We start from the raw sequence: 21,318 nt of genomic DNA on the forward strand, positions 1-21,318 counted from the left end.
GGGGTGGTCGATTAGCGCGCCAACCCGCGAATCTTTGTTTCACATACTGAAATAATATGGAGAATGACGCTTTTCCCGACTGTCGAGGCGGCATGGACACCCTGCACAACATGCGCGTTTTCGTCGCCGTGGTGGAAAGCGGCAGCTTCACCGGCGCGGCCCAGACGCTGCAGACCACCACGGCCCACGTCTCCCGGGCGGTGGCCCATCTGGAAACCCATCTGCGCACCCGCCTGCTGCACCGCACGACGAGACGCATCGCCCTGACCGAAGCCGGCCAGCGCTACCTGGCGCGCTGCGAGCAGATCCTCGCCTATGTCGAGGAGGCCGAAGCCGAGGCCGGGCACGCCCAGGCGCGGCCCGAGGGACGGCTGCGGGTGCACAGCATGACCGGCATCGGTCAGCATTACGTGATCCGCGCCATCGCCGGCTATCGCGCCCTGCACCCCGAGGTGCGCTTCGACCTGACCATGGCCAACCGCATCCCCGATCTGCTCGAGGAGGGCTTCGACCTGGCCATCGTGGTAGCCGTGGAGCTGCCCGACTCCGGCTTCGTCTCCCAGCAGATCGGCCACACCTACAGCATCCTCTGCGCCTCGCCGGCCTATCTGCAGGAACACGGCCAGCCGCAGACGCCGGCGGAACTGGCCAATCACGCCTGCCTGAGATTCATCAGCCCGGTGGTGTCCTTCGACCGCTGGCACTTCGACGGCCCCAATGGACCGGAAACCTATCGCATCGGCGAGACCCCCTTTCAGGTCAATGTCGGCGACGCCATGACCGAGGCCCTGCGCCAGGGACTGGGGATTGGCGTGCTGCCGCTCTATTCGGCGGTGGACGGCCTGCGCGACGGCAGCCTGGTGCGGGTGCTGCCGGCCTATCGCCTGCAGCGCCTCAACGTCTATGCCCTCTATGCCTCGCGGCAGTACCTGGATGCCAAGATCCGCACCTGGGTGGCCTATCTGCGTGAACAGATCCCCGGGGCGCTGGAGGCGGACGAGGCCTTCGTGCGGGCCGTCAGCGAAGTCGTCGGACAATCGCATTGAGATCGGCGGGGCGCTTGGACTAAGCTCGGGGGAGACCGGGCTGCACGCCGGTTCATAGTTAGTAAGCTATTGAAATATCGCCCGGTATCGCGGTCCTGAGGGCGACAGGACGGCTGCTCGACGGCACGCTCCGGTGTCGTCGAGGTCCATGTCCCGAGTCGGTGGTCACACCGACGGACCGCCGTGCAGGACGGCCGGATCATGCAGGCGGTCAGGGACCGCCGTCAGCGCCACGGGAGTCCAATGAGCGCCCAAGCAGGACCCACTCTGAGATTCGCCGACCAGCCGCTCAAGGGCATCGCCCTGATCTGCCTCGCGGTCTGGCTGTTCGCCTCCCACGACGCCCTCTCCAAGTACCTGTCCGGCTTCTATCCGGTGGTCATCGTGGTCTGGGCCCGCTACCTCTCCCACACCCTGCTGATGATGGGCATCTTCATCCCGCGCTCGGGGCTGGCGGTGATCCGCACCAAGCGGCCGGGGTTGCAGGTGCTCAGGGCGCTGTGCCTGATCGGCTGCAGCCTGTTCTTCACCACCGGGCTGCGCTATCTGCCGATGGCCGAGGCCACCGCGGTCAACTTCCTCGCCCCGCTGATGGTGACGGCACTGTCGGTGCCGCTGCTCAAGGAGAGCGTTACCCGCAGCCAGTGGGCGGCGGTGCTGGCTGGCTTCATCGGGGTGCTGGTCATCGTGCGGCCGGGCGGCCAGCTGTTCACCCCGGCGGTGCTGCTGCCGGTCTGCTCGGCGGTGTGCTTCGGCCTCTACCAGCTGCTGACGCGTCTGCTCAGCGGCATCGACAGCCCCACCACCAGCAACTTCCTCACCGGCATCATCAACACCCTGGTGCTGAGCAGCGTGGTGCCCTTCTTCTGGGAGATCCCGACCCTGACCCATGGCTTCATGCTGGCGCTGCTCGGCCTCTTCGGTATGTCCGGCCACCTGCTGCTGACCCAGGCCTTCCGTTATGCGCCGCCGGCGCTGCTGGCGCCCTTCAGCTACGGCCAGATCGTCACCGCCGGTATCATCGGCTACCTCGTCTTCGGCCATGTGCCGGACAGTGGCGCGCTGATCGGCATCCTCATCATCTGCGCCAGCGGCCTGGCGGTGGCCTGGCAGCAGAGCCGCAAGGCGTCCAGGGCCAAGAAGGCCCGGGCGGTGCCGGCGACGCAACCCGAAGCACTGCCGGAGGTGGTGGCCGATGCCACCACGGGCGCTCCGGCTCAGCGCAGTCCGTAATCGGCGATGATCCCGACGAGGATCGCCAGACCCGCCCAGTGGTTGTGCAGGAAGGCCTTGAAGCACACCAGCGGGTCGCGGTCGCGGGTGACGTGGAATTCCCAGGCGAAGCAGCCGGCCGCCACCAGCAGGCCCAGGTAGAAGGGCAGGCCCAGGCCGAAGCGGCCGCCGGCCAGCGCCAGGCAGAACAGGGTCAGGCCCTGCAGGGTGGCGATGATCACCCGGTCGGCATCGCCGAACAGGATGGCGGTGGATTTCACCCCGATCTTGAGATCGTCTTCGCGGTCGGCCATGGCGTAGTAGGTGTCGTAGCCCACCGTCCAGATCACGTTGGCGACGAACAGCAGCCAGGCCGCCGCCGGCAACGCGCCGGTCTCGGCGGTGAAGGCCATGGGCATGCCCCAGGAAAAAGCCGCACCCAGCACCGCCTGGGGGTAGTAGGTGTATCTCTTCATGAAGGGATAGAGCGCCGCCACGCCGAGGGCGCCAAAGGACAGCCAGACGGTGGTGGCATTGGTGCAGAGCACCAGGCCGAAGCTGAGCAGCACCAGCACGGCAAAGAACAGCAGGGCTTCCTTGGGCGAGATGCGCCCGGTGGCCAGGGGACGATTCCTGGTGCGGGCGACGTGGCCGTCGAAGTGGCGGTCGGCGAAGTCGTTGATCACGCAGCCGGCCGATCTCATCAGCACCACGCCGAGCACGAAGATCACCAGATTCTTCAGGCTCGGTACGCCCTCTGCGGCGATCCACAGCGCCCAGAGGGTGGGCCAGAGCAGCAGGTAGATGCCGATGGGTCGGTCCAGCCGGGTCAGCTGGACGAAATCGCGGATGCGCTCGCGGCGGGGGCGCGTGGCGATCACCCGGGCGCTGGGCTCGGGGCCGCGGGGGGCGGCAGGACGGCGATCACGGGGACGGGAGGCGTTCTTTTTCATCGGACGGCTGCATGGCGAAGGGCCTGGCGATTATAGGGGCCCCGGGGCTTGGCCGCTGCCGTCGTGATGATCCGCCTAGCCCTCGCGCCCGGCGTGAGGCCAGAAGGCCGGCAGGAAGACCTCGCCCACCAGGATTGCCAGGGGACCGCGCCGGAACACCGAGCGCCGGTGCCCAGCAGGGCGTGGTTGCCGCCCCTGCGGGCAGCCAGGCCAGCGGATAGCGGCAGGCCTCCAGCGGCCCGCGGACAAAGGCCGGCGCCTGGAACAGCCAGTGCCCGAGCGGCCGCTCGCCTAGCGCCGCCAGGTCGAAATCCGCCGCTTCCAGGGCTTCGCGCGCCGCCACGCTGCGGGCGAAGACCCAGGCTTCGCCATTGCCGCGCAGCCAGACCTCGCGCACCCAGCCGGGGCTGGCCGGCGGCACCTCGAGCGCCTGGCACTCGTCCGGGCGCAGTGGTTGCCAGCCCTGGGCGATCACCTCGACGGCGAAGCGTCCGCCGCTGAGGGCGGTCAGCCGTTCGGTGAGCGAGCCGCGGTCCGCATAGAGCCAACCGCGCGGTGCCTCGCTGTAATCCGGCACCTGGCTGGCCGCCGCGCGGGTCAGCCAGCGCGGGGCGCCGTCACAGACCCCAGACATTGCCCAGGGTGCTCAGCAGGGAGGGCTGGGTGCCTTGCTTGCCGAGATAGCCGAGGATCACCTGGGCGAACTGGCTGGTCATGCCGCTGTTCATGCCCAGGGCGTTGAAGGTCTTGTCGACGTCCTGGCGGCTGTCGACATTGCCCAGCAGGCTGCCCAGCGGACTCTGCTTGGCGTCCTGACCGCCGCCACCGAGCAGACTACCCAGGCCGCCCAGTTGCGCCAGCCCGCCGGTGGCATTGGCGCCGGCCAGCTGATCCAGGCCTGGCACGGCCTTGGCCAGCTGGCGATAGTCGTTGCCCACCAGTTGATTCTTGGCCAGGCCGAGCAGGGCGCCGGTGCCACCCACCGCCTGCTGCGGGGTGACGTTGAGCTGGCTGGTCAGCGCCTGCAGCAGGCCCTGGGCCTGGGGCGTGGCCGCCGCGGCGGCGGTGGCCTTGGCGTTGTTGTTGCCGTTGGCGCCGTTGTAGGCGTTGACGGCGTCGTTGAGGTTGAAGGCGAATACCGGGCTGGCGGCGAGCACCAGCGGCAGGGCGAGAACGGACAGACGCATGGGCGGACTCCAGCGGGCTTCATGAAAGGTCAGAGGATAACCCGACGGCGATGACCACAGACTGAACGGCGTCCCTGCAGGGAGCGGACGCTGCGGTTATCATCGCCGTTTTGCCGGGAGAACCGAGATGCTCAACGGGTTGTGGCTGGGCTTCTTCATCGTTGCCGGGATCAGCGCCTTCGGCCAGTGGCTGGTAGCCGGCAATGCCGGGGTCTTCGCCGCCATGGTGGAGAGTCTGTTCGCCATGGCCAAGCTGTCGGTGGAAGTCATGGTGCTCTTGTTCGGCACCCTGACCCTCTGGCTCGGCATCCTGCGCATCGCCGAGAAGGCCGGGCTGGTGGACGCCCTGGCGCGGCTGCTCGGACCGCTGTTCGCCCGGCTGATGCCCGAGGTGCCGCGCGGCCATCCGGCGCTGGGACTGATCACCCTCAACTTCGCCGCCAACGGCCTGGGCCTGGACAACGCTGCCACGCCCATCGGCCTCAAGGCCATGCGCGCCCTGCAGGAACTCAACCCCAGCAGCACCACGGCGAGCAATGCGCAGATCCTCTTCCTGGTGCTCAACGCCTCCTCACTGACGCTGCTGCCGGTGACGGTGTTCATGTACCGCGCCCAGCAGGGCGCGCCCGATCCGACCCTGGTGTTTCTGCCGATTCTGCTGGCCCACACCTGCGCCAACCTGGTGGGACTGTTCTCGGTGGCCTTCATGCAGCGGCTGAAACTCTGGGATCCGGTGGTGCTGGCCTGGATCGGCGGGGGCGCCCTGGCCTTTGGCGCCTTCGTCGCCTTTCTCTTCACCCTGACCGCCACGGCGCTGGCCGGGCTGTCATCGCTGCTCGGCAACCTGACCCTGTTCGGCATCATCCTGGCGTTCATGATCCTTGGCGCCCTGCGCAAGGTGCCGGTCTACGAAGCCTTCGTCGAAGGCGCCAAGGAAGGCTTCGACGTCGCCAAGTCGCTGTTGCCCTACCTGGTGGCCATGCTCTGCGCGGTGGGCGTGCTGCGCGCCTCCGGCGCCCTGGAAGCCATCCTCGAGGGCGTTCGCCATGCGGTGACCTTCTTTGGCTGGGACACCCGCTTCGTCGAGGCCCTGCCCACCGCCCTGGTCAAGCCCTTCTCCGGCAGCGCCGCCCGCGCGCTGCTGATCGAGACCATGCAGACCCACGGCGTGGACAGCTTTCCGGCGCTGGTGGCGGCGACCATCCAGGGCAGTACCGAGACCACCTTCTATGTGCTGGCGGTGTACTTCGGCGCGGTGGGCATCCAGCGCGCCCGCCATGCGGTGGGCTGCGCCCTGCTGGCGGAATTCACCGGGGTCACGGCGTCGATCCTGATCTGCTACTGGTTCTTTGGCTGAGCCTTGGGTTCCAGGTCGACCATCCAGTCGTTTTGCACCATGCGCCGCTGACGGCGCGTGGTCAGCTGCTGGGTCTGCCAGTCCTCGGCGATCAGCGCACAGTAGCTGCCGTCGTGCTGGCCCAGGCGAAAGCGCCGGCGTACCCCGATGGGGTCGTGATCCGAGCCATAGAAGGCTACCGCGCGGATCTCCAGGCCCTCGAACACCCAGCCCTCGGGCGGCCGGTGGTTTTCCAGGGTCAGGCCGTTGTACTCGGCGGCGCGGCGGATCAGGCCCTGGAAGGTACCTATGTGCGTGAAGTCACCGGTGTTGAGCGGACCCTGGTGGGTCGCCTCGCCTAGCACCAGATCAGGGTCGAAGTCATCCTGGCCGCTCTCGCGGATGTCGGTGACATCGGTATAGAGCGTTTCGCGATTGGTCTTGAGGATCACCGTGAGCTGGTTGATGAACACCGGCTCGGCGCTCATGTTGGACAGCAGGCAGAGGGCGCCCACGCCCTTGCCGGCGCCACGGTTGATGATCAGCCGCGGCTGGCGCTGGCGCTTGTAGTTGTTGAGCAGGAGCTGCGCATAGAGCACCCAGACGCCCAGGGTGCAGCACTGGGCAAAGAGCGTGAGGACTTGGGAGTTGTCTTTCAACCACTGGAACATGGGGGCACTTCGCTGCAAGGAATGAGCATCGGAAATACCATTCGGGTTTCAGGTTCCACCGCTTCGCTGGCCAAAGGGCCGCGCTGAGAACATCGCCACAGCTCGGGCGTCCAAGCCTGAGAGGTCATCACGCCAAGGAAAACCGCCATGCTGCGTCTATCGCTACTCTGCTGCACCGCCCTGCTGAGCACCGCCGTGCTGGCCGAACCCCTTTCCTGCGACCAGCTCAAGGCCGACATCGAGGTCAAGATCCAGTCGGCCGGAGTGACCGCCTATACCCTCGAAGCGGTCCCCAATGCCGAGGTGCGCGATCCCAATATGGTGGTGGGCAGCTGCGCCAACGGGACCTACAAGATCCTCTATCAGCGCAACGACTGAACCCCGGCCCGAGGGACAGACCGTTCATCCGCTGGATACTTGTACAGTTCCGCCCGGCTTAGTACTGTTTGCGCATACAGTATTTAGCCAAGAGGGTAATGCCATGTCGCCGTTCGCCCGGATTCGCCAAGCTCTGTCCCTTTCCCAGCCCGCGCCGCGCTGGATGGAACGCGAGGATTTCCTGCGCATGAGTCGCCAGCTGCGCGAGCAGAAAGGTCGTCCGCCCATGGTCCGCACCCAGGACCGCAGCCAGGATGATTGGCTCAGCGTGCCGGCCTAGCGGCCTGTCGCCTGACCGTGCTGGCCGCCTTGCCAGCAGCGGGTCAGAAGGGCGAGCAGATGCCTCGCTCGGAACTCACCAGTTCGCGCGGGCCGTCGTAGAGGGTGATCTCGCCCTGGCCAAAGGTGTTTTCGGCTTCCAGGCGATAGCGCCGGCCGGCCTGGAAGTCCTGGTAGTCCAGTTCCAGATAGCACTGGATCTGCAGCGGTTCCCGCCAGCCGAATCGCGAACCGAAGCCACCGCCGCCATAGAGTTCGTAGCGATAGCTCACCTTGAGGCTGTGGCTGCCTGGAGAAAGCTGAAAATAGCGGCCGTCGTCGAGACGCCTGCCGTCCTGGGATTCGGCCAGCAGCGAAGCGCCTACCGCGGGTTCGCGCAGCACCAGATCGACCCACGCCTGATGGGGATCCACAGGGGGCAGCGGCGTGGTGCAGCCGCCCAGCAGTAGCAGCAGAGGGACCAGCAGGCGCAGACGCATGGATGGCGACTCGCGGCAGGGAGATCAGGCGAGTCTACACGTCGCCGCAACGACTGGCAGTGCTGCGCGCCACTTCCTGATTGCGCTCGTCATAGAGGCGCGCCCAGGGCCGCCAGCCGGTCTGGCCGGCTTCCAGGCGATAGCGCTCGCCCGCGGCGAAGGCCTTGTAGTTGAGGGTCACCAGGCAGGTGCGCGCCAGCGGATCGGCCACCTGGGCGCCGATGTTGGTGGGCTGCACCTCGAACTGGTAGCGTACCTGCAGATCATGGCTCCCTGGCCAGACCTGGAAATAGCGTTTGTCTTCGAGATCCTTGCGATCGGCGCGCAGGGCTTCCAGCTTGGCCTTGCCGTCGCTGTCCAGATCGATCCAGGCCTGTGCCGGATCGGGCTTGGGCAAGGGCCACAGGGAACAGCCACCTAGGAACAGCACAGGCAACAGCAGGCACAGTCTACGCATGACGGCTACAACTCCGGGCAGGGAAGGGCGCGCCACCCAGCCAGGCACCCTGCCTGCGCAACGCACGAGCCGCTGGCTGGCGCTGCTGTCCCTCGTTATCGGACTGAGCGGTTGTACCTCGGTCGGGTACTACGGCCAGATGGTACAGGGCCAGTGGGCGCTGATCCGTGATCGCGAGCCCATTGCGACGGTCGTCGCAGATCCGGCGCGCCCCGCCGTCCTGCGCGAACGCCTCGCTGTCGCGGCGGCGGCCCGCCGCTTCGCCAGTGCCGAGCTGGCCCTGCCCGACAACGCCAGCTATCGCGGTTTCGTCGAGCTCAGGCGGCCCTTCGTGCTGTGGAATGTCTTCGCCACCGCCGAATTTTCCACTCGGCCCACCACCCACTGCTTTCCCATCGCCGGTTGCGTGGCCTATCGCGGCTACTACCAGGAAGCCAAGGCGCGGGCCGAGGCGCAGCGGCTGCAGGCCCAGGGCCAGGACACCTATGTCGGTGGCGTGCCGGCCTATTCGACGCTGGGCTGGTTCAGCGATCCCCTGCTCAGCAGCATGCTGCGCTGGGACGACGACCAGGTGGCGGCGACCATCTTCCACGAGCTGGCGCACCAGCGGTTCTATCTGCCCGGCGATACCGCCTTCAACGAGTCCTATGCCACCTTCGTCGAGGGCGAAGGCCTGCGGCAATGGCGCGCCAGTCGCGGCCTGCCGCCACCCGATGCGGGGCGCGAAGCCCGCTATCAGCAATTCCGCGCGCTGCTGCTGACCGCTCGCGCAGACCTGGCCAGGCTCTATGCCCAGCCATTGACGACCGCGGCCAAGCGCGCGGCCAAGGCCAGACGCTTCGCGCAGCTGCGCAGCGATTACCAGCGGCTGCGCGCTACCCCGGCCTGGCGTGACGATCGCCGCTTCGATGGCTGGATGAGCCAGCCGCTCAACAACGCGCGGCTGGTGCCCTATGGTCTGTACGAACAGTGGGTGCCGGCCTTTGCCGCCCTCTATCGACAGCACCCGGGCAATTGGCCGGCGTTCTTCCAGCGGGTCCGACTGCTGGGCGAGCGCCCGGCGGCCGAACGCGAGCAGGCGCTCAAGGCGCTGCTCGGCCAGGCGATAGCGCAGCCCTAGCGCGGCGCTCGCCAGTTGGACCAGGCGGCGACCAGACCCAGCGTTGCCGCCAGGGCCAGTCCCAGCCGCGGTGCCAGGCTGCTGTCCAGATGCAGCAGCAGCGCCAGGGCCGCGGCGCCCAGGGCCATGCCGGTCTGGCGCGCGGTGGCCTGGACGCCGCCGGTGGCGCCGTTGCGACCGGCCGGGGCGGCGGTCAGCATGATCCTGTTGTTGGGTACCTGGAAGAAACCGAAGCCGATGCCGCCGAGGATCAGGCAGGGGATCAGCAGGGCGGTCGAGCGCTCCAGCGGCATGACCGCTGCCGCGGCCAGTCCCAGGGCGATGCCCAGGCCACCGAGCATGCACAGCCGCTGCGGCGGATGGCGATCGGCCAGGCGCCCGGCCACCTGCGCCGAGACGGCCACGGTGAGCGGCCAGGCCAGCATCAGCAGGGCGACCTGCAGGGGCACCAGCCCGAGCTGGTGTTGCAGATAGAAAGGCAAGGCGAGAAAGCAGAGCATCTGCGCGGCAAAGGAACAGACCGAAGCCAGCACCGAATGACGCATGGCCGGCAACCCCAGCAGGTCCACCGGGAGCAGGGGCGCCGGCAGACCGCGCTCGCGGCGGACCAGCAACACCAGGCTGGCCGCGGCCAGCAGCAGCAGGCCCACGCCCTGCAACGGCGCGGCGCCGAGGCGTTCGAGACCGCCGATGCCGGCGCAGAACAGCAGGGCGTTGAGCAGCACGCTGAACGGATCGAGGCGGCGCTGCGCACGAGGACTGTCGGGCAGGTTGTGCACCAGCAGCGCGATCAGCATCGCCACCGGCACATTGACGGCGAACAGCCAGGGCCAGCCGCCCAGGACCAGGATGGCCGCCCCCAGGCTGGGCGCAGCGGCCGATCCCAGGGCCACGCAGAGGGCATTGATGGCGATGCCACGACCCAGCCGGTCACGCGGATAGGAGAGCCGGACGATACCGGCGCTGACGCACATGATGGCAGCGGCGCCCACCCCCTGCAGCGCCCGCGCAGCCACCAGGCTGGCGAGATCCGGCGCCAGGGCGCAGCCCAGGGAGGCCAGGCCGAAGATCCCGACCCCGGCAGTGAAGACCGGGCGCAGGCCAAGACGCTCGGCCACCGCGGCCAGGGGAAACAGCAGGGCGACCAGACTCAGCTGATAGGCGCTGACGATCCAGACCGCCGCGGCGGCCGAGACGTCCAGAGCTTCGGCGATGCTGGGCAGCGCCAGGTTGGCGATGCCGCTGTCCAGCACCGTCATGCTGATGGCCAGCAGCAGGGCGGCCACGGCGCGATAGCGGCGAGGCGGGGGCAGGCCGTCGGTGACGGCGGCGGTGATGCTCAATCCTCGACCTTCACGTGCTGGTCGCTTTCGCCAAGCTTCCAGTAGCCGGCCGCCTTGACCCAGTCCCGCGGCAGTCCCTTGGCCAGCAGCGCCTGGCGCGCGGCGCGGGCTTGGGTGGCTTCACCGGCGATCCAGGCATAGCCTTCGCCCGCGGGCAACTCCAGCTGCTCCAGGGCGTCCACCAGGGCATTGGCCGCGGTTTCGCGATAGACCCAGCGGATCTCGGCGGCGGCGGCCGTCGACAGGGCGATCTCCAGGCCAGGACGAGCCACTTCGGCGACGACCTGGACGCGGACGCCGGCTGCCAGCTGCTCCAGGCGGCGGGCGATGGCGGGCAGGGCGGTTTCGTCGCCGGCCAGCAGGTACCAGTCGAAGTCCTCGGGCGGCACCAGGGCGCCCTTGGGGCCACCGATGATCAGCTCGGCACCCGGCTGCGCCTGGCGGGCCCAGGTGGTCAGCACCCCGGCTTCATGCAGATAGAAGTCGATGGCCAGTTCGCCACGGGCGGCATCGTAGTGGCGCGGCGTGTAGTGCCGGCCCACCAGCTGCTCGGGGCTGGCGGCGCGGATCGGGGTGGTGTCGGCGGGGACGAACAGCTTCACGTGCTCGTCGAAGGCCGCGCTCTGGAAATCGGCCAGATCGCTGCCACCAAAGGTCAGGCGCAGCAGGTCGCCACCCAGGTCTTCGCGGCGGACGACGGTCGCCCAACGGCGCTTGAGGTCGAAGCGCACACGCTGGAAAAGGTGAGGGGCACTGGCATCGCCCTCGCGGCTGTGAAAAGATGTCGCCATTGCGGAGGTACCATTCATTGAGGTTCCTCACTATATTCGAGGTAAGCAGCTTTCATGTCAACCGCCGCCGCCATTGCCGAATCCCTGATGGATCTGAAACGGCAGATGCGCCAACAACTGGATGAGACCCTCAAGGCCTCCGGACTTTCCTTCGCCCGCTACAAGGTGCTCAAGGTGCTGGAACGCCTGGGGCCCTGCCGTCCGGGCGAGGTCGCCGAACAGCTGCGCCATGCGCCCCGTACCCTGACCGATGCCTTCGACGCCCTGGAGCGCGATGGCCTGGTACGTCGCGAACCCCACCCCCAGGATCGCCGGGCGCTGCTGGTCCATCTGACCGAGCAGGGCCGCCAGGCGCTGGACCAGGCCCAGGTGCCGCGCACCCAGGCACTGGAAGCGGTCTTCGCACCGCTGGATGCCAGCGAGCAGGCGCAGTTGCTGGCCTATCTGGAGCGGGTTCGCATCCGCAATTGAGTCGCGGGCGAACTCCCTATCGGTCGTTGCGCTCGAAAGAGACACCCTACCGAAGAGAGCCTGCCATGAATGACCAGCGTTCCGATGCCCACCTAGGCAAGACCCCACCCAACGAACCCGCCCTCGATGAGGCGGGCCGTCCGGTGGATGTGGTGAAAAAGGACATGGAGCAGCCGGAATCGACGCCGACCGATGCCATCGACAAGGTCATCACGCCGACCGACATCAAGACCAAGGAGCAGGAAGCCGAAGCGCTCAAGCGCAAGACCGCCGAGGTCGAGCGCAAGCTGGAGCGCTGATGCTCCACGTGGAACCTCGGGCCGCCGAGGTTTCCATTGCCTCGGCAGGCGTGGTCAGCCATAGCGGCAGCCATGCCTAGTCATAGCGGTATTGCACTGGCCCAGTCTGGACTGGGCTCCTACTCTGGGCGTTGATCGTCATCAGCTCAAGGAGCGCTCTTGGACCAGTCCACCTTCATCGAGCAACTCGCCCGCGAGGGCTTTCAGTCACCGGTGCTGGTCGAGCGCGAAGCCCTGGGCAGCCTGGAATCCCATGCTCATCCCTTCGAAGCGAAGGCGTTAGTCATCCAGGGCGAACTCCGCATTCGCACGGCAGCGGGCGAGCGTCGTTACGGGGCAGGGGAGGTCTTTCACCTAGCTGCCCATGAGCCTCACTCGGAGGTCTTCGGCGCCCAGGGCGTGCGCTATCTGGCGGGTCGGCGACCGGCCTAGCCCTCGCTGTCGTTCTTCTCGATATCCTTGCGCTGGCGGTTGAGGATTACGCAGCCGTAGACACCGCCCCCCAGCAGCAACAGGGCGAGGATGGAAAAGAGGGTCATGAAGATGGAGTCGTTCATCGTGCTCTCCGAAAGCGGGGTCGGAGCAGTCTAGCGACTCGCCGAGGTCTCAGCGAACGGGCTCTGGAACAGGGTGTTGCCGATGCCTGGGCGGCACCGGCAGGCACCTGTGACCCTTAGCCTTCGAGCGTGGCGTTCAGGTTGATCTTGGCGCCCTTGAGCACCTTGGACACCGGGCAGCCTTCCTTTGCCTGATTGGCAATGGTGGTGAACTGCTCCTGGGTGGCACCGGGGATCTTGGCCTTCATGGTCAGATCGATGGTGGTGATCTCGAAGCCATCACCGACCTTGTCCAGGGTCACGTCGGCCTTGGTCTCGATCCGCTCGGGGGTCAGACCGTTCTGGCCCAGCAGCATGGAGAAGGCCATGGAGAAACAGCCGGCATGGGCCGCGCCGATCAGTTCTTCGGGGTTGGTACCCGGGGTGCCTTCGAAACGGGTATTGAAGCCGTAGGCATTGTCCTTGAGCGCGCCGCTCTCGGTGGAGATATGGCCTTTGCCATCCTTCAGACCGCCTTGCCAGACTGCGGAAGCATATTTCTTCATGGAGCGTCTCCGGTTGTGGATGAGAATTCATCTAGAACCATGCGGCAGCCGGTAAGTTCGTTGCAGTCGATCCGGGACCGCCGTGGTCAACCCTTTTCGACCACCTCTGGAGGCCCCCATGAACTACCGCAATCTAGGCCGCACCGGTCTGAAGATCTCGCCCCTCTGCCTTGGCTGCATGACCTATGGCGTGCCCGAGCGCGGCAATCACCCCTGGACCCTGCCGGAAGACCAGAGCCAGCCGCTGCTGAAGAAGGCGCTGGATCTCGGCATCAATTTCTTCGACACCGCCAACAGCTACTCCGACGGCACCAGCGAAGAGATCGTCGGCCGTTTCCTCAAGGCCAACGCGGTACGCGAGGAGATTGTGCTGGCGACCAAGGTGTACTTCCCGCTGCGCGACAAGCCCAATGTCGGCGGCCTGTCGCGCAAGGCCATCTTCGCCGCCATCGACGCCAGCCTGCAGCGGCTGGGCACCGACTATGTTGATCTCTACCAGATCCATCGCTGGGACTATCACACGCCCATCGAGGAGACCCTGGAAGCCCTGCACGACGTGGTCAAGGCCGGCAAGGCGCTGCACATCGGTGCCAGCAGTATGTACGCCTGGCAATTCGCCAAGGCGCTGCACACCGCCGAGCGCCATGGCTGGACGACATTCGCCACCATGCAGAACCACGTCAATCTGCTTGCTCGTGAAGAGGAGCGGGAGATGCTGCCGCTCTGTCGCGATGCCGGCATCGGCGTGATCCCGTGGAGTCCGCTGGCCCGTGGCCGCCTGACCCGCGACTGGGACGCCAGCACCGCGCGCACCGAAAGCGACGCCTTCGGCAAGACGCTCTATACCGCCAGCGAGGAATCCGATCGGCAGATCGTCGCCGCCGTGGCGCGCATCGCCGAAGCCCGCGGCGTGCCGCGTGCCCAGGTGGCCCTGGCCTGGCTGCTGCAGAAGCCGGGCATCGACGCGCCCATCGTTGGGGCGTCCAAGCCGCAGCATCTGGAGGATGCGGTGGCGGCGCTGGAACTGCAGCTGAGCGAAGAAGAGATCGGTGCCCTGGAAGCGCCCTATGTGCCGCATCCGGTGGTGGGATTCAGCTAAGCACGCGAGCAGCCCTCACCCCGCCCTCTCCCGGGGGGAGAGGGGGAAGAGCGGATCGGTGCGGTCTGATGAGCCCTGGTGCCCAAGACCCTGCAGAACCTGCTGCGCTCTTTAAAGTGAGGGGCCTTCAGGCGCACCCGAGTCTCACTTCATAAAGACGGGGGTCGCTCTGCTCCCTTCTCCCAGGGGGAGAGGAGCTGGGGTGAGGGCGTCCGGACTCAGGCGTACTGGTCGGCGATCTGGCGTTCAGCGCTGGCCAGGGCGGCGCTCTTGGCTTCGTCGCCGTAGGCCAGGCCTTCGGCGCGGACGATCTGGACATCGGTGATGCCGAGGAAGCCCAGCAGCAGCTTCAGATAGTCTTCGTGGGCGATACCGGTGGGCTTGCCGGCATGGATGCCGCCCGCGGTGGCGACGATGATCGCCTTCTTGTCGCCACACAGGCCTTCCGGACCGGCTTCACCATAGCGGAAGGTGGTGCCGGCCACGGTGATGCGGTCGATCCAGGCCTTGAGCTGGGTCGGGATGGTGAAGTTGTACATGGGCGCACCCAGTACCAGTACGTCGGCGGCGAGGAATTCCTGCAGGGCGCGGGCGTTGCGCTCGGCTTCGTCGCGTTGCTCGGCGCTGCGCTGCTCGGCCGGGGTCGCACCGGCAGCCAGACTGGCCGCGGAGAAGTGACCCAGGGAATCGTGGGCGAGGTCATGGTAGCTGACCTCGAGGCCAGGCGTAGTGGCCTTGAGGGCACCGACGACCTTGGCGGTCAGGGCACGGGAGGCGGAATGATCACCCAGGATGCTGGAATCGATGTGCAAGAGCTTCATGGCGGTAGTCCTGTATGGTTCGACGCGATGAGCCCAGACTACCGATAAGACGATCGGCTGATTAGTCGCCTAGAATGCGATGCTTCGTCCCATGGATAGGACAATCGCCCATGCAAGACCTCAATGATCTCGCCTACTTCGCCAAGGTGGTGGAAGCCGGGGGTTTCGCTGCCGCCGGGCGCCTGCTGGGCATTCCCAAGTCGCGACTGTCCCGGCGCATCGCCGAACTGGAGACCCGCTTGGGCGCGCGGCTGCTGCAGCGCACCACCCGTACCCTGACCCTGACCACCCTCGGCGAGCGCTACCTGGTGCACTGCCAGGCATTGTTGCGCGAGGCGGAGAGTGCCGCGGAAACCGCCGCCAGCCTGTCCAGCGAACCTCGGGGTCCGCTACGGGTGTCCTGCCCGGTTGCCCTGGCGCAGCAGTACCTGCCGGAGGTGGTGACGCAGTTCCTCGCGCGCTATCCCCAGGTGCAACTGGACCTGCTGCTGGTGAACCGGCGGGTCGACATCATCAACGAAGGGGTGGACGTCGCCCTGCGCGTACGGGACCTCGATGACGAGGAGCCGGGGTTGGTGGTACGGCGACTGCGCCAGGCCGCGGTAGTGCTGGTGGCGACCCCCGGGTTGCTCGCCGGGCGATCCCTGGATTCACCGGAGGCCCTGCTGGGCCTGCCGCTGCTCGGCGCCCTCGAAGTGGATCGCAAGGTGCATCTGCGCCTGGTGGGGCCCCAGGGCGAACGGCGCGAGCTGGTCCTGGAAGCCCGACTGGGCATCGATGACTTCGGCGTCCGCAAGACCGCCGCCCTGGCTGGCCTCGGCTATACCGCGCTGCCGCTGATCTATTGTCAGGCCGAGCTGGACGAAGGCCGCCTGCAGCGGTTGCTGCCGGCCTGGTCCGTTCCCGGCGGCCATCTGCAGGCCGCCTACGCCCATCGCCGCGGCCAACTGCCAGCCGTACGAGCCTGGCTGGAGCATCTGGAGGCCAGCCTCCAGACTTACGATGGGGCGCCGGTCTAACATAGGACTGTCCAGTCCTTATTCGGTCTGTATTTGGTTCTCTGATGCACGGCTGGTAGTCTGATGGGCAATCTATGACTGCCTGGGTCATCCCCGTCGGGAAACCCAGGCATTCGGCTCAGGAGGACATCCGATGAAAACCGAAACCATCAGCTATCTGAAACGTCATGCGGCCAATCTGGATCTCGACGAGCCCATGATCGTTACCCAGAACGGGGTGCCGGCCTATGTCGTCGAGTCCTATGCGGAGCGTCGGCGCCGCGACGAAGCCATTGCACTGGTCAAGTTGCTGGCCATGAGTTCGCGTGAGGATGACGAGGGGCAGCATCAAACCGTTGCGCAGATCAAAGATCGCTTGGCTGGGCGTTTCTCAGGAGAGTGAATGAACTTGACGCTACGGTTTACCGAGTGCGCCGCCCTGAGTCTGGAAGATCAGATCCATCATCTGGCCGATCACACCAACCAGCAGAATGCGCTCGCCAGGATCACCGGGCTGATCGAAGCCGTCGAGAGCCAGCTGCCATCAGCGCCCCTGGCCTTTCCCGTCAGCCGCCAGGCCAGTGAGTTGGGCGTACTGCATTACCGTGAATTCAATCATGACGGTTTCCGGGTCTTCTACGAGATCAAGGCCGCGGAACAGGCGGTGGTAGTGCTGCTGATGCTCAGGCAGAAGCAGAGCGTGGAAAAGGCGCTGATCCGCTACTGCCTGTTACGCTAGATCACTGTCGCCCAGGCTGAGGCGAGCAGCAGCGCCGCCATCCCCAGGTTGAAGCCGCGCCAGGCGCGGGTCGATTTCAGGCCATGCGCCGCGACCCGGCCAAGCAGCGCCCAGAGGCCCAGGCAGGGTACGGACACCAGTAGGAACACCAGGGCCAGCACCAGCACCTGTTGCCAGAGATCGGCACCGGGTTCGGCGTAGACGGTCACCACCGCCAGCGCCATGCTCCAGCTCTTGGGATTGAGCACCTGCAGCCCGGCGGTACCCCCAAAGCCCAGGCGGGCACCGTCATCCGCCACCTTGGGCGCGCCGGCGCGGGCCAGTTGCCAGGCCAGCCAGCTCAGCCAGAGCACCCCCGCCCAGGCCAGGCCGCGCTGCCAGTCGGGATGTTGTGCCAGGGTCTGGCCGAGACCGAAGCCCACCACCAGCACCAGGACCACCGCGCCCAGGCTGCCGCCCAGCACCAGCGGCAGGCTGGCCCGGGCACCATGGCGGGCGCTATGGCCGAGGATGAGCACATTGGTCGGTCCGGGGGTGATGGAGGCGACCAGGGCGAACAGCAGGAAGGGCAACAGGGACATGGGAGACTCCTGGAAGGACTGAGCCACCAGGGTCGCAAGCCTTGCCGCTAGCGGTCTGGAAGATTCGAGCAGCGCGCGCGATAGGCCGCCGGGGTCAGGCCATAGGCGCGGCGGAACCAGCGACCCAGGTGACTCTGGTCGGCGAAGCCCAGGGCGGCGGCGGTTTCCGCCGGCGACAGGCCGTCGGCCAGCAGGCGGCGCGCCCGCGACAGGCGCAGCTGCACCAGATAGGCATGGGGCGCCAGCCCAAAGGCGGCCTTGAAGGCACGGGTCAGGCGGAATCTGTCGACGCCAGCGGCCTGGGCCAGTGCTTCCAGACCGATGTCCTCATGGTGATGGGCATGCAGGAAGTCGCGGGCACGCAGGGCCACCTGGGGCAGCCGTGGATCGCCGGCCTGCGGCGCCCGCCATTGCAGGTGCGGCAGGAGGCGCAGCAGGAGGGCATCGAGGGCGCTCTGGCGGACGATGCGCAATTCCGGACGACTCAGGACCTCATGGGCCCAGGCCACGGCGCGATGCAGCTCGGCCTGTTCCACCAGGGTCCGGGCGAAGCCGGGTTCGCCCAGGGGCCGGGCGTCGCCGTGTAGCCCCTGCAGCTCGCGCGCCAGCCACTGGGGATCGAGATAGAGCATGGAATAGGTGAAGCCCTCGGCCTCCGGTGCCTGGCCGTCGTGCAGTTCGCCGGGCTCCAGCAGGAAGACCTGCCCGGGGATACTCAGATGACGCTGGCCCCGGCAGTGGAATTGCTGCAGACCCTGCTCGGTGTAGCCGACCAGATAGGCGTCGTGCCAGTGCGGGTCATAGGCATGGCCCTCGAAATGGGCGCGCAGGGTCTCGATGCCGGTCTCGGCGTCCTGCTGCAGCTGGATCCAGTGATCGTCGGCCATGGCGAGAAGAAAAAGCTCTGCGGGCTTTCCAGTCTAGGCTGAGATCCGGCGGCGGTCTGGAAGATTCGTGCAGCGTTAGCCACCCAGACGCGCGGGCAGCTCCCGCGCCAGATGGCGGATCAGCTCGGACAGTCGGCGCGGCACGTGGCGCTGCTGGCGATGCACCGCATAGATGGTCGCCGCCGATGCCTCGTGATCGGTCAGCAGCGGTACCAGGGCGCCGCTGGCGATCAGCTCGGCCACGTCCCATTCCGATCTCAGGATCAGCCCGTGGCCCTCCAGCGCCAGGCGCACCACCACCTCGCCATCGTTGCTGCTCAGGCTGCCGCGGACCTTCTGGGCGAAATGCTCGCCGTCCCGGGTGAAGCGCCAGACGGCGTAGTCGCCCGCGTCCTGGCGCAGCACCAGGCAGTTGTGCCGCGCCAGGTCGGCCACGCTTTCCGGCACGCCGGCCCGGGCCAGGTAGGCGGGGGCAGCGCAGAGCAGGCGGCGGTTGTCCAGTAGGCGATGGGCGATGACCCGGGCGTCCGGCGGTTCGCCAACGCGTATGTCCAGGTCGAAGGGACCGTCCAGCAAATTCACCGGATGGCTGGAGAGGTGCAGGTTGAGCTCAAGCTCGGGATGGCGGCGGGCGAAGTCCGACAGCAGCGGTGCCAGGTGCCGGCGGCCGAAGCCGAAGGTGGCGTTGAGATTGAGCACCCCGGCGAGGGGCGCATCGGGTCGGCCGACCGCGGCTTCCAGGTCCTCCAGCTGGGTCAGTAGCGGGCGGGCGCCTTCCAGATAGCGCAGGCCTTCCGGGGTCAGGTCCAGGCGTCGCGTGGTGCGGCGGATCAGCTGCACACCCAGTCGGCGCTCCAGGGCGGTGAGTCTCTTGCTCACCGCCGCCAGCGACAGGCCCAGTTCCCGGGCGGCGGCGGTCAGGCTGGGATGGCCAGCCAGGCGGACGAAGAAGGCGAGGTCATCGGCGGACAAGATTCTTGATCCCAGGTTAAGAATGGCTTTCCCTGGAGCGGGATTGTACGCCTCCGGCGCGAGACTACACTGGGCCCATCCCACCCAGACTGCCGGAGAACGTCCATGCAAGCGTCCAAGCCCTACAAGATCGCGGTCATCGCCGGTGACGGCATCGGCAAGGAGGTGATGCCCGAAGGCATCCGCGTGCTGGACGCCGCCGCCCGCCGCTTCGGTATCGCCCTGCAGTGGGAGCACTTCGACTTCGCCAGCGCCGAGTACTACCAAGCCCACGGCAAGATGCTGCCGGATGACTGGTTCGAAACGCTCAAGGGTTACGATGCCCTCTACTTCGGCGCCGTCGGCTGGCCGGACGTGGTGCCCGACCACATCTCCCTCTGGGGCTCGCTACTGCAATTCCGCCGTCGCTTCGACCAGTACGTCAACCTGCGCCCCTGTCGGCTGATGCCCGGGGTCAAGGCGCCCCTGGCCAATCGTCAGCCGGGCGACATCGACTTCTATGTGGTGCGCGAGAACACCGAGGGCGAGTATTCCAGCGTCGGCGGCATCATGTTCGAAGGCACCGAGCGCGAGGTGGTGATCCAGGAAACGGTGATGACCCGTCACGGCACCGACCGCATCCTCAAGTTCGCCTTCGACCTGGCCGAGCAGCGGCCACGCAAGAAGCTGACCTCGGCCACTAAGTCCAATGGCATCGCCATCACCATGCCCTGGTGGGACAGGCGCGTGGAGGAGATGGGCAAGGCCTATCCGGACGTGGCGGTGGACAAGTTCCACATCGACATCCTCACCGCCAACTTCGTCCTGCACCCGGACTGGTTCGACGTGGTGGTGGCCAGCAACCTGTTCGGCGACATCCTCTCCGACCTGGGCCCGGCCTGCACCGGCACCATCGGCATCGCGCCCTCGGCCAACATCAATCCGGAACGCACCTTCCCCAGCCTGTTCGAGCCGGTGCACGGCTCGGCGCCGGATATCGCCGGCCGGGGCATCGCCAATCCCATCGGCCAGATCTGGTGCGGCGCCATGATGCTGGAGCATCTGGGCCATGCCGAAGCCGGCGCTGCCGTGGTGGCGGCTATCGAGGCCGTGCTGCGCCAGGGTCCCGAACAGGCGCCCCTGACCCGCGACCTCGGCGGCCAGGGCACCACCGAAAGCCTGGGTCGGGCCATCGCCGCGGCCCTGGCCTGAGATGGACGGCCTCTTTGCGGGATTCGCGCAGCGGCGGCTGAACGTCGACGGCGTCGAGATCAATTGCCGCGTCGGCGGCCAGGGCCCGGCACTGCTGCTGCTCCACGGCCATCCCCAGACCCATGTCATGTGGCACAGGGTGGCGCCGCGGCTGGCCGAGCGCTTCACCCTGGTGGCCGCCGACCTGCGCGGCTATGGCGACAGCGCCAAGCCGGACGCGGATGCCGAGGCGTACAGCAAGCGCACCCTGGCGCAGGACAATGTCGCGCTGATGCGCCTACTGGGCCACGACCGCTTCGCCGTACTGGCCCACGACCGCGGCGCCCGGGTCGCCCATCGCCTGGCGCTGGATCATCCGGAGACGGTGGAGCGGTTGATGCTGCTGGACATCGCGCCGACCCTGGCCATGTATCGGCAGACCGACGAGGCCTTCGCCCGCGCCTACTGGCACTGGTTCTTCCTGATCCGCCCGGCGCCGCTGCCGGAGCGGTTGATCGAGGCCGATCCGGAAGGCTATCTCAAGGGCGTGATGGGTACCCGCAGTGCCGGCCTGGCGCCCTTTCCACCCGAGGTGCTGGCCGAATACCTGCGCTGCCTGAGCCTGCCCGGTACCGCCCGCGGCATCTGCGAGGACTATCGGGCCAGTGCCGGGATCGATCTGGCGCATGACCAGGCCGATCTGGATGCGGGGCGCCGGCTGGAATTGCCGCTGCGCATACTCTGGGGTGCGGAAGGCACCGTGGGGCGCTGCTTCGATCCTCTCGCCGAATGGCGACAGGTGGCCACCCAGGTCAGCGGCCGCGCCTTGCCGGGCGGGCATTACCTGGCGGAGGAATTACCGGATCTGGTTGCAGACGAGGCCCTGGCCTTCTTTGGTTGAGTCAGCGGATGCAAAGGACTATTGCG

At 67.2% G+C, this 21,318-nt stretch carries 28 protein-coding genes and 1 pseudogene; 15 read left to right on the plus strand and 14 right to left on the minus strand.

What is annotated here, in order from left to right:
• Positions 1-92: 92 nt before the first annotated feature.
• Complete coding sequence (locus QE393_RS20275; RefSeq protein WP_310045305.1) at positions 93-1,046, plus strand: LysR family transcriptional regulator; 954 nt, start codon at positions 93-95, stop codon at positions 1,044-1,046.
• A gap of 243 nt (positions 1,047-1,289) precedes the next feature.
• A complete protein-coding gene (locus tag QE393_RS20280) occupies positions 1,290-2,279 on the plus strand; it encodes a DMT family transporter (protein WP_310045306.1) in 990 nt (329 codons plus the stop codon).
• Here QE393_RS20280 and ubiA read toward each other — a convergent pair.
• The 3 genes and pseudogenes from ubiA to QE393_RS20295 form a co-directional block, all read right to left on the minus strand.
• Positions 2,264-3,211, minus strand: a complete 948-nt coding sequence (ubiA, locus tag QE393_RS20285) for a 4-hydroxybenzoate octaprenyltransferase (protein ID WP_310045308.1) — start codon at positions 3,209-3,211, stop codon at positions 2,264-2,266. The genes QE393_RS20280 and ubiA overlap by 16 nt on opposite strands.
• A gap of 75 nt (positions 3,212-3,286) precedes the next feature.
• Positions 3,287-3,845, minus strand: a pseudogene (locus tag QE393_RS20290) (chorismate--pyruvate lyase family protein).
• The gene (locus QE393_RS20295) at positions 3,829-4,398 is read right to left on the minus strand and encodes a DUF2780 domain-containing protein (RefSeq protein ID WP_133860291.1); all 570 of its coding nucleotides are present in this window, start codon (positions 4,396-4,398) and stop codon (positions 3,829-3,831) included. The pseudogene QE393_RS20290 and the gene QE393_RS20295 overlap by 17 nt, the downstream one beginning before the upstream one ends.
• A gap of 127 nt (positions 4,399-4,525) precedes the next feature.
• On the opposite strand from QE393_RS20295, the gene QE393_RS20300 reads away from it, so the two are divergent.
• The gene (locus QE393_RS20300; RefSeq protein ID WP_310045310.1) at positions 4,526-5,755 is read left to right on the plus strand and encodes a nucleoside recognition domain-containing protein; all 1,230 of its coding nucleotides are present in this window, start codon (positions 4,526-4,528) and stop codon (positions 5,753-5,755) included.
• Here the strand turns inward: QE393_RS20300 and QE393_RS20305 are convergent.
• Positions 5,737-6,405: a hypothetical protein gene (locus tag QE393_RS20305; RefSeq protein ID WP_310045311.1), complete on the minus strand. Its 669-nt coding sequence runs from the start codon at positions 6,403-6,405 to the stop codon at positions 5,737-5,739. The genes QE393_RS20300 and QE393_RS20305 overlap by 19 nt on opposite strands.
• Positions 6,406-6,552: 147 nt before the next feature.
• Here QE393_RS20305 and QE393_RS20310 point away from each other — a divergent pair, with 147 nt between their 5' ends.
• On the plus strand, positions 6,553-6,783 hold the full coding sequence (locus QE393_RS20310) for a DUF1161 domain-containing protein (protein WP_007160218.1): 231 nt from the start codon (positions 6,553-6,555) through the stop codon (positions 6,781-6,783).
• Between the two features lie 103 nt (positions 6,784-6,886).
• The gene (locus tag QE393_RS20315; RefSeq protein WP_310045313.1) at positions 6,887-7,063 is read left to right on the plus strand and encodes a hypothetical protein; all 177 of its coding nucleotides are present in this window, start codon (positions 6,887-6,889) and stop codon (positions 7,061-7,063) included.
• A 43-nt stretch (positions 7,064-7,106) separates the two neighbouring features.
• On the opposite strand, the gene QE393_RS20320 is transcribed toward QE393_RS20315, so the two are convergent.
• Together QE393_RS20320 and QE393_RS20325 are read right to left on the minus strand one after the other, a co-directional pair.
• The gene (locus QE393_RS20320) at positions 7,107-7,541 is read right to left on the minus strand and encodes a hypothetical protein (protein ID WP_310045314.1); all 435 of its coding nucleotides are present in this window, start codon (positions 7,539-7,541) and stop codon (positions 7,107-7,109) included.
• Between the two features lie 34 nt (positions 7,542-7,575).
• Positions 7,576-7,998, minus strand: coding sequence for a hypothetical protein (locus QE393_RS20325; RefSeq protein ID WP_133860296.1), 423 nt, complete (start codon positions 7,996-7,998; stop codon positions 7,576-7,578).
• On the opposite strand from QE393_RS20325, the gene QE393_RS20330 reads away from it, so the two are divergent.
• Entirely contained in the window at positions 7,997-9,118 is a 1,122-nt protein-coding gene (locus tag QE393_RS20330) for an aminopeptidase (RefSeq protein ID WP_310045316.1), read from the plus strand. The genes QE393_RS20325 and QE393_RS20330 overlap by 2 nt on opposite strands.
• On the opposite strand, the gene QE393_RS20335 is transcribed toward QE393_RS20330, so the two are convergent.
• Positions 9,115-10,461, minus strand: coding sequence for an MFS transporter (locus tag QE393_RS20335; RefSeq protein ID WP_310045318.1), 1,347 nt, complete (start codon positions 10,459-10,461; stop codon positions 9,115-9,117). The two genes, QE393_RS20330 and QE393_RS20335, sit on opposite strands and share 4 nt — an antisense overlap.
• The gene (locus QE393_RS20340) at positions 10,458-11,252 is read right to left on the minus strand and encodes a siderophore-interacting protein (protein WP_310045319.1); all 795 of its coding nucleotides are present in this window, start codon (positions 11,250-11,252) and stop codon (positions 10,458-10,460) included. The genes QE393_RS20335 and QE393_RS20340 overlap by 4 nt, the downstream gene beginning before the upstream one ends.
• Positions 11,253-11,306: 54 nt before the next feature.
• On the opposite strand from QE393_RS20340, the gene QE393_RS20345 reads away from it, so the two are divergent.
• The 3 genes from QE393_RS20345 (at position 11,307) to QE393_RS20355 (ending at position 12,454) form a co-directional block, all read left to right on the plus strand.
• On the plus strand, positions 11,307-11,723 hold the full coding sequence (locus QE393_RS20345) for a MarR family transcriptional regulator (protein WP_310045321.1): 417 nt from the start codon (positions 11,307-11,309) through the stop codon (positions 11,721-11,723).
• 65 nt (positions 11,724-11,788) lie between these two features.
• The gene (locus QE393_RS20350) at positions 11,789-12,022 is read left to right on the plus strand and encodes a hypothetical protein (RefSeq protein ID WP_310045322.1); all 234 of its coding nucleotides are present in this window, start codon (positions 11,789-11,791) and stop codon (positions 12,020-12,022) included.
• Between the two features lie 159 nt (positions 12,023-12,181).
• A complete protein-coding gene (locus QE393_RS20355; protein WP_310045324.1) occupies positions 12,182-12,454 on the plus strand; it encodes a cupin in 273 nt (90 codons plus the stop codon).
• Here the strand turns inward: QE393_RS20355 and QE393_RS20360 are convergent.
• Together QE393_RS20360 and QE393_RS20365 are read right to left on the minus strand one after the other, a co-directional pair.
• On the minus strand, positions 12,451-12,579 hold the full coding sequence (locus QE393_RS20360; RefSeq protein ID WP_260175707.1) for a hypothetical protein: 129 nt from the start codon (positions 12,577-12,579) through the stop codon (positions 12,451-12,453). The two genes, QE393_RS20355 and QE393_RS20360, sit on opposite strands and share 4 nt — an antisense overlap.
• Before the next feature lie 116 nt (positions 12,580-12,695).
• Positions 12,696-13,124 carry an OsmC family protein gene (locus QE393_RS20365; protein WP_017641568.1) on the minus strand — a complete coding sequence of 143 codons (429 nt, stop codon included), beginning with the start codon at positions 13,122-13,124 and terminating at the stop codon, positions 12,696-12,698.
• Positions 13,125-13,242: 118 nt separating this feature from the next.
• On the opposite strand from QE393_RS20365, the gene QE393_RS20370 reads away from it, so the two are divergent.
• Complete coding sequence (locus tag QE393_RS20370) at positions 13,243-14,223, plus strand: aldo/keto reductase (protein ID WP_310045325.1); 981 nt, start codon at positions 13,243-13,245, stop codon at positions 14,221-14,223.
• A 218-nt stretch (positions 14,224-14,441) separates the two neighbouring features.
• Here the strand turns inward: QE393_RS20370 and QE393_RS20375 are convergent, their stop codons facing one another.
• Positions 14,442-15,044 (minus strand): NAD(P)H-dependent oxidoreductase, encoded by a 603-nt coding sequence (locus QE393_RS20375; protein WP_310045326.1) that lies wholly within the window; start codon positions 15,042-15,044, stop codon positions 14,442-14,444.
• 110 nt (positions 15,045-15,154) lie between these two features.
• On the opposite strand from QE393_RS20375, the gene QE393_RS20380 reads away from it, so the two are divergent.
• From QE393_RS20380 to QE393_RS20390, 3 genes are all read left to right on the plus strand, one after another.
• Complete coding sequence (locus QE393_RS20380; RefSeq protein ID WP_310045328.1) at positions 15,155-16,063, plus strand: LysR substrate-binding domain-containing protein; 909 nt, start codon at positions 15,155-15,157, stop codon at positions 16,061-16,063.
• Between the two features lie 133 nt (positions 16,064-16,196).
• Positions 16,197-16,445 carry a type II toxin-antitoxin system Phd/YefM family antitoxin gene (locus QE393_RS20385; RefSeq protein WP_310045329.1) on the plus strand — a complete coding sequence of 83 codons (249 nt, stop codon included), beginning with the start codon at positions 16,197-16,199 and terminating at the stop codon, positions 16,443-16,445.
• Positions 16,446-16,781: a type II toxin-antitoxin system RelE/ParE family toxin gene (locus QE393_RS20390; protein ID WP_310045330.1), complete on the plus strand. Its 336-nt coding sequence runs from the start codon at positions 16,446-16,448 to the stop codon at positions 16,779-16,781. It begins immediately after the preceding gene.
• Here QE393_RS20390 and QE393_RS20395 read toward each other — a convergent pair.
• From QE393_RS20395 to QE393_RS20405, 3 genes are all read right to left on the minus strand, one after another.
• Complete coding sequence (locus QE393_RS20395; protein WP_310045331.1) at positions 16,778-17,362, minus strand: LysE family translocator; 585 nt, start codon at positions 17,360-17,362, stop codon at positions 16,778-16,780. The genes QE393_RS20390 and QE393_RS20395 overlap by 4 nt on opposite strands.
• 47 nt (positions 17,363-17,409) lie before the next feature.
• Positions 17,410-18,249 carry an AraC family transcriptional regulator gene (locus tag QE393_RS20400; RefSeq protein ID WP_310045332.1) on the minus strand — a complete coding sequence of 280 codons (840 nt, stop codon included), beginning with the start codon at positions 18,247-18,249 and terminating at the stop codon, positions 17,410-17,412.
• 75 nt (positions 18,250-18,324) lie between these two features.
• On the minus strand, positions 18,325-19,221 hold the full coding sequence (locus tag QE393_RS20405; RefSeq protein WP_310045333.1) for a LysR family transcriptional regulator: 897 nt from the start codon (positions 19,219-19,221) through the stop codon (positions 18,325-18,327).
• A gap of 105 nt (positions 19,222-19,326) precedes the next feature.
• Between QE393_RS20405 and QE393_RS20410 the strand changes: the two genes are divergently transcribed.
• Entirely contained in the window at positions 19,327-20,412 is a 1,086-nt protein-coding gene (locus tag QE393_RS20410; protein WP_310045335.1) for a tartrate dehydrogenase, read from the plus strand.
• Position 20,413: 1 nt separating this feature from the next.
• A complete protein-coding gene (locus QE393_RS20415; protein ID WP_310045337.1) occupies positions 20,414-21,292 on the plus strand; it encodes an alpha/beta hydrolase in 879 nt (292 codons plus the stop codon).
• The last annotated feature ends 26 nt before the right edge of the window (positions 21,293-21,318 follow it).

The sequence above is a fragment of the Pseudomonas sp. SORGH_AS_0211 genome, assembly GCF_031453455.1.
Lineage (GTDB): Bacteria > Pseudomonadota > Gammaproteobacteria > Pseudomonadales > Pseudomonadaceae > Chryseomonas > Chryseomonas aestiva.

Excerpts from the sequence above, each read along its gene's own strand:
- QE393_RS20275 (WP_310045305.1), top strand. The coding sequence starts at position 93 with ATGGACACCCTGCACAACATGCGCGTTTTCGTCGCCGTGGTGGAAAGC.
- QE393_RS20280 (WP_310045306.1), top strand. The coding sequence starts at position 1,290 with ATGAGCGCCCAAGCAGGACCCACTCTGAGATTCGCCGACCAGCCGCTC.
- ubiA (WP_310045308.1), bottom strand. The coding sequence starts at position 3,211 with ATGAAAAAGAACGCCTCCCGTCCCCGTGATCGCCGTCCTGCCGCCCCC.
- QE393_RS20295 (WP_133860291.1), bottom strand. The coding sequence starts at position 4,398 with ATGCGTCTGTCCGTTCTCGCCCTGCCGCTGGTGCTCGCCGCCAGCCCG.
- QE393_RS20300 (WP_310045310.1), top strand. The coding sequence starts at position 4,526 with ATGCTCAACGGGTTGTGGCTGGGCTTCTTCATCGTTGCCGGGATCAGC.
- QE393_RS20305 (WP_310045311.1), bottom strand. The coding sequence starts at position 6,405 with ATGTTCCAGTGGTTGAAAGACAACTCCCAAGTCCTCACGCTCTTTGCC.
- QE393_RS20310 (WP_007160218.1), top strand. The coding sequence starts at position 6,553 with ATGCTGCGTCTATCGCTACTCTGCTGCACCGCCCTGCTGAGCACCGCC.
- QE393_RS20315 (WP_310045313.1), top strand. The coding sequence starts at position 6,887 with ATGTCGCCGTTCGCCCGGATTCGCCAAGCTCTGTCCCTTTCCCAGCCC.
- QE393_RS20320 (WP_310045314.1), bottom strand. The coding sequence starts at position 7,541 with ATGCGTCTGCGCCTGCTGGTCCCTCTGCTGCTACTGCTGGGCGGCTGC.
- QE393_RS20330 (WP_310045316.1), top strand. The coding sequence starts at position 7,997 with ATGACGGCTACAACTCCGGGCAGGGAAGGGCGCGCCACCCAGCCAGGC.
- QE393_RS20325 (WP_133860296.1), bottom strand. The coding sequence starts at position 7,998 with ATGCGTAGACTGTGCCTGCTGTTGCCTGTGCTGTTCCTAGGTGGCTGT.
- QE393_RS20340 (WP_310045319.1), bottom strand. The coding sequence starts at position 11,252 with ATGGCGACATCTTTTCACAGCCGCGAGGGCGATGCCAGTGCCCCTCAC.
- QE393_RS20345 (WP_310045321.1), top strand. The coding sequence starts at position 11,307 with ATGTCAACCGCCGCCGCCATTGCCGAATCCCTGATGGATCTGAAACGG.
- QE393_RS20350 (WP_310045322.1), top strand. The coding sequence starts at position 11,789 with ATGAATGACCAGCGTTCCGATGCCCACCTAGGCAAGACCCCACCCAAC.
- QE393_RS20360 (WP_260175707.1), bottom strand. The coding sequence starts at position 12,579 with ATGAACGACTCCATCTTCATGACCCTCTTTTCCATCCTCGCCCTGTTG.
- QE393_RS20365 (WP_017641568.1), bottom strand. The coding sequence starts at position 13,124 with ATGAAGAAATATGCTTCCGCAGTCTGGCAAGGCGGTCTGAAGGATGGC.
- QE393_RS20370 (WP_310045325.1), top strand. The coding sequence starts at position 13,243 with ATGAACTACCGCAATCTAGGCCGCACCGGTCTGAAGATCTCGCCCCTC.
- QE393_RS20375 (WP_310045326.1), bottom strand. The coding sequence starts at position 15,044 with ATGAAGCTCTTGCACATCGATTCCAGCATCCTGGGTGATCATTCCGCC.
- QE393_RS20380 (WP_310045328.1), top strand. The coding sequence starts at position 15,155 with ATGCAAGACCTCAATGATCTCGCCTACTTCGCCAAGGTGGTGGAAGCC.
- QE393_RS20385 (WP_310045329.1), top strand. The coding sequence starts at position 16,197 with ATGAAAACCGAAACCATCAGCTATCTGAAACGTCATGCGGCCAATCTG.
- QE393_RS20390 (WP_310045330.1), top strand. The coding sequence starts at position 16,446 with ATGAACTTGACGCTACGGTTTACCGAGTGCGCCGCCCTGAGTCTGGAA.
- QE393_RS20395 (WP_310045331.1), bottom strand. The coding sequence starts at position 17,362 with ATGTCCCTGTTGCCCTTCCTGCTGTTCGCCCTGGTCGCCTCCATCACC.
- QE393_RS20400 (WP_310045332.1), bottom strand. The coding sequence starts at position 18,249 with ATGGCCGACGATCACTGGATCCAGCTGCAGCAGGACGCCGAGACCGGC.
- QE393_RS20410 (WP_310045335.1), top strand. The coding sequence starts at position 19,327 with ATGCAAGCGTCCAAGCCCTACAAGATCGCGGTCATCGCCGGTGACGGC.
- QE393_RS20415 (WP_310045337.1), top strand. The coding sequence starts at position 20,414 with ATGGACGGCCTCTTTGCGGGATTCGCGCAGCGGCGGCTGAACGTCGAC.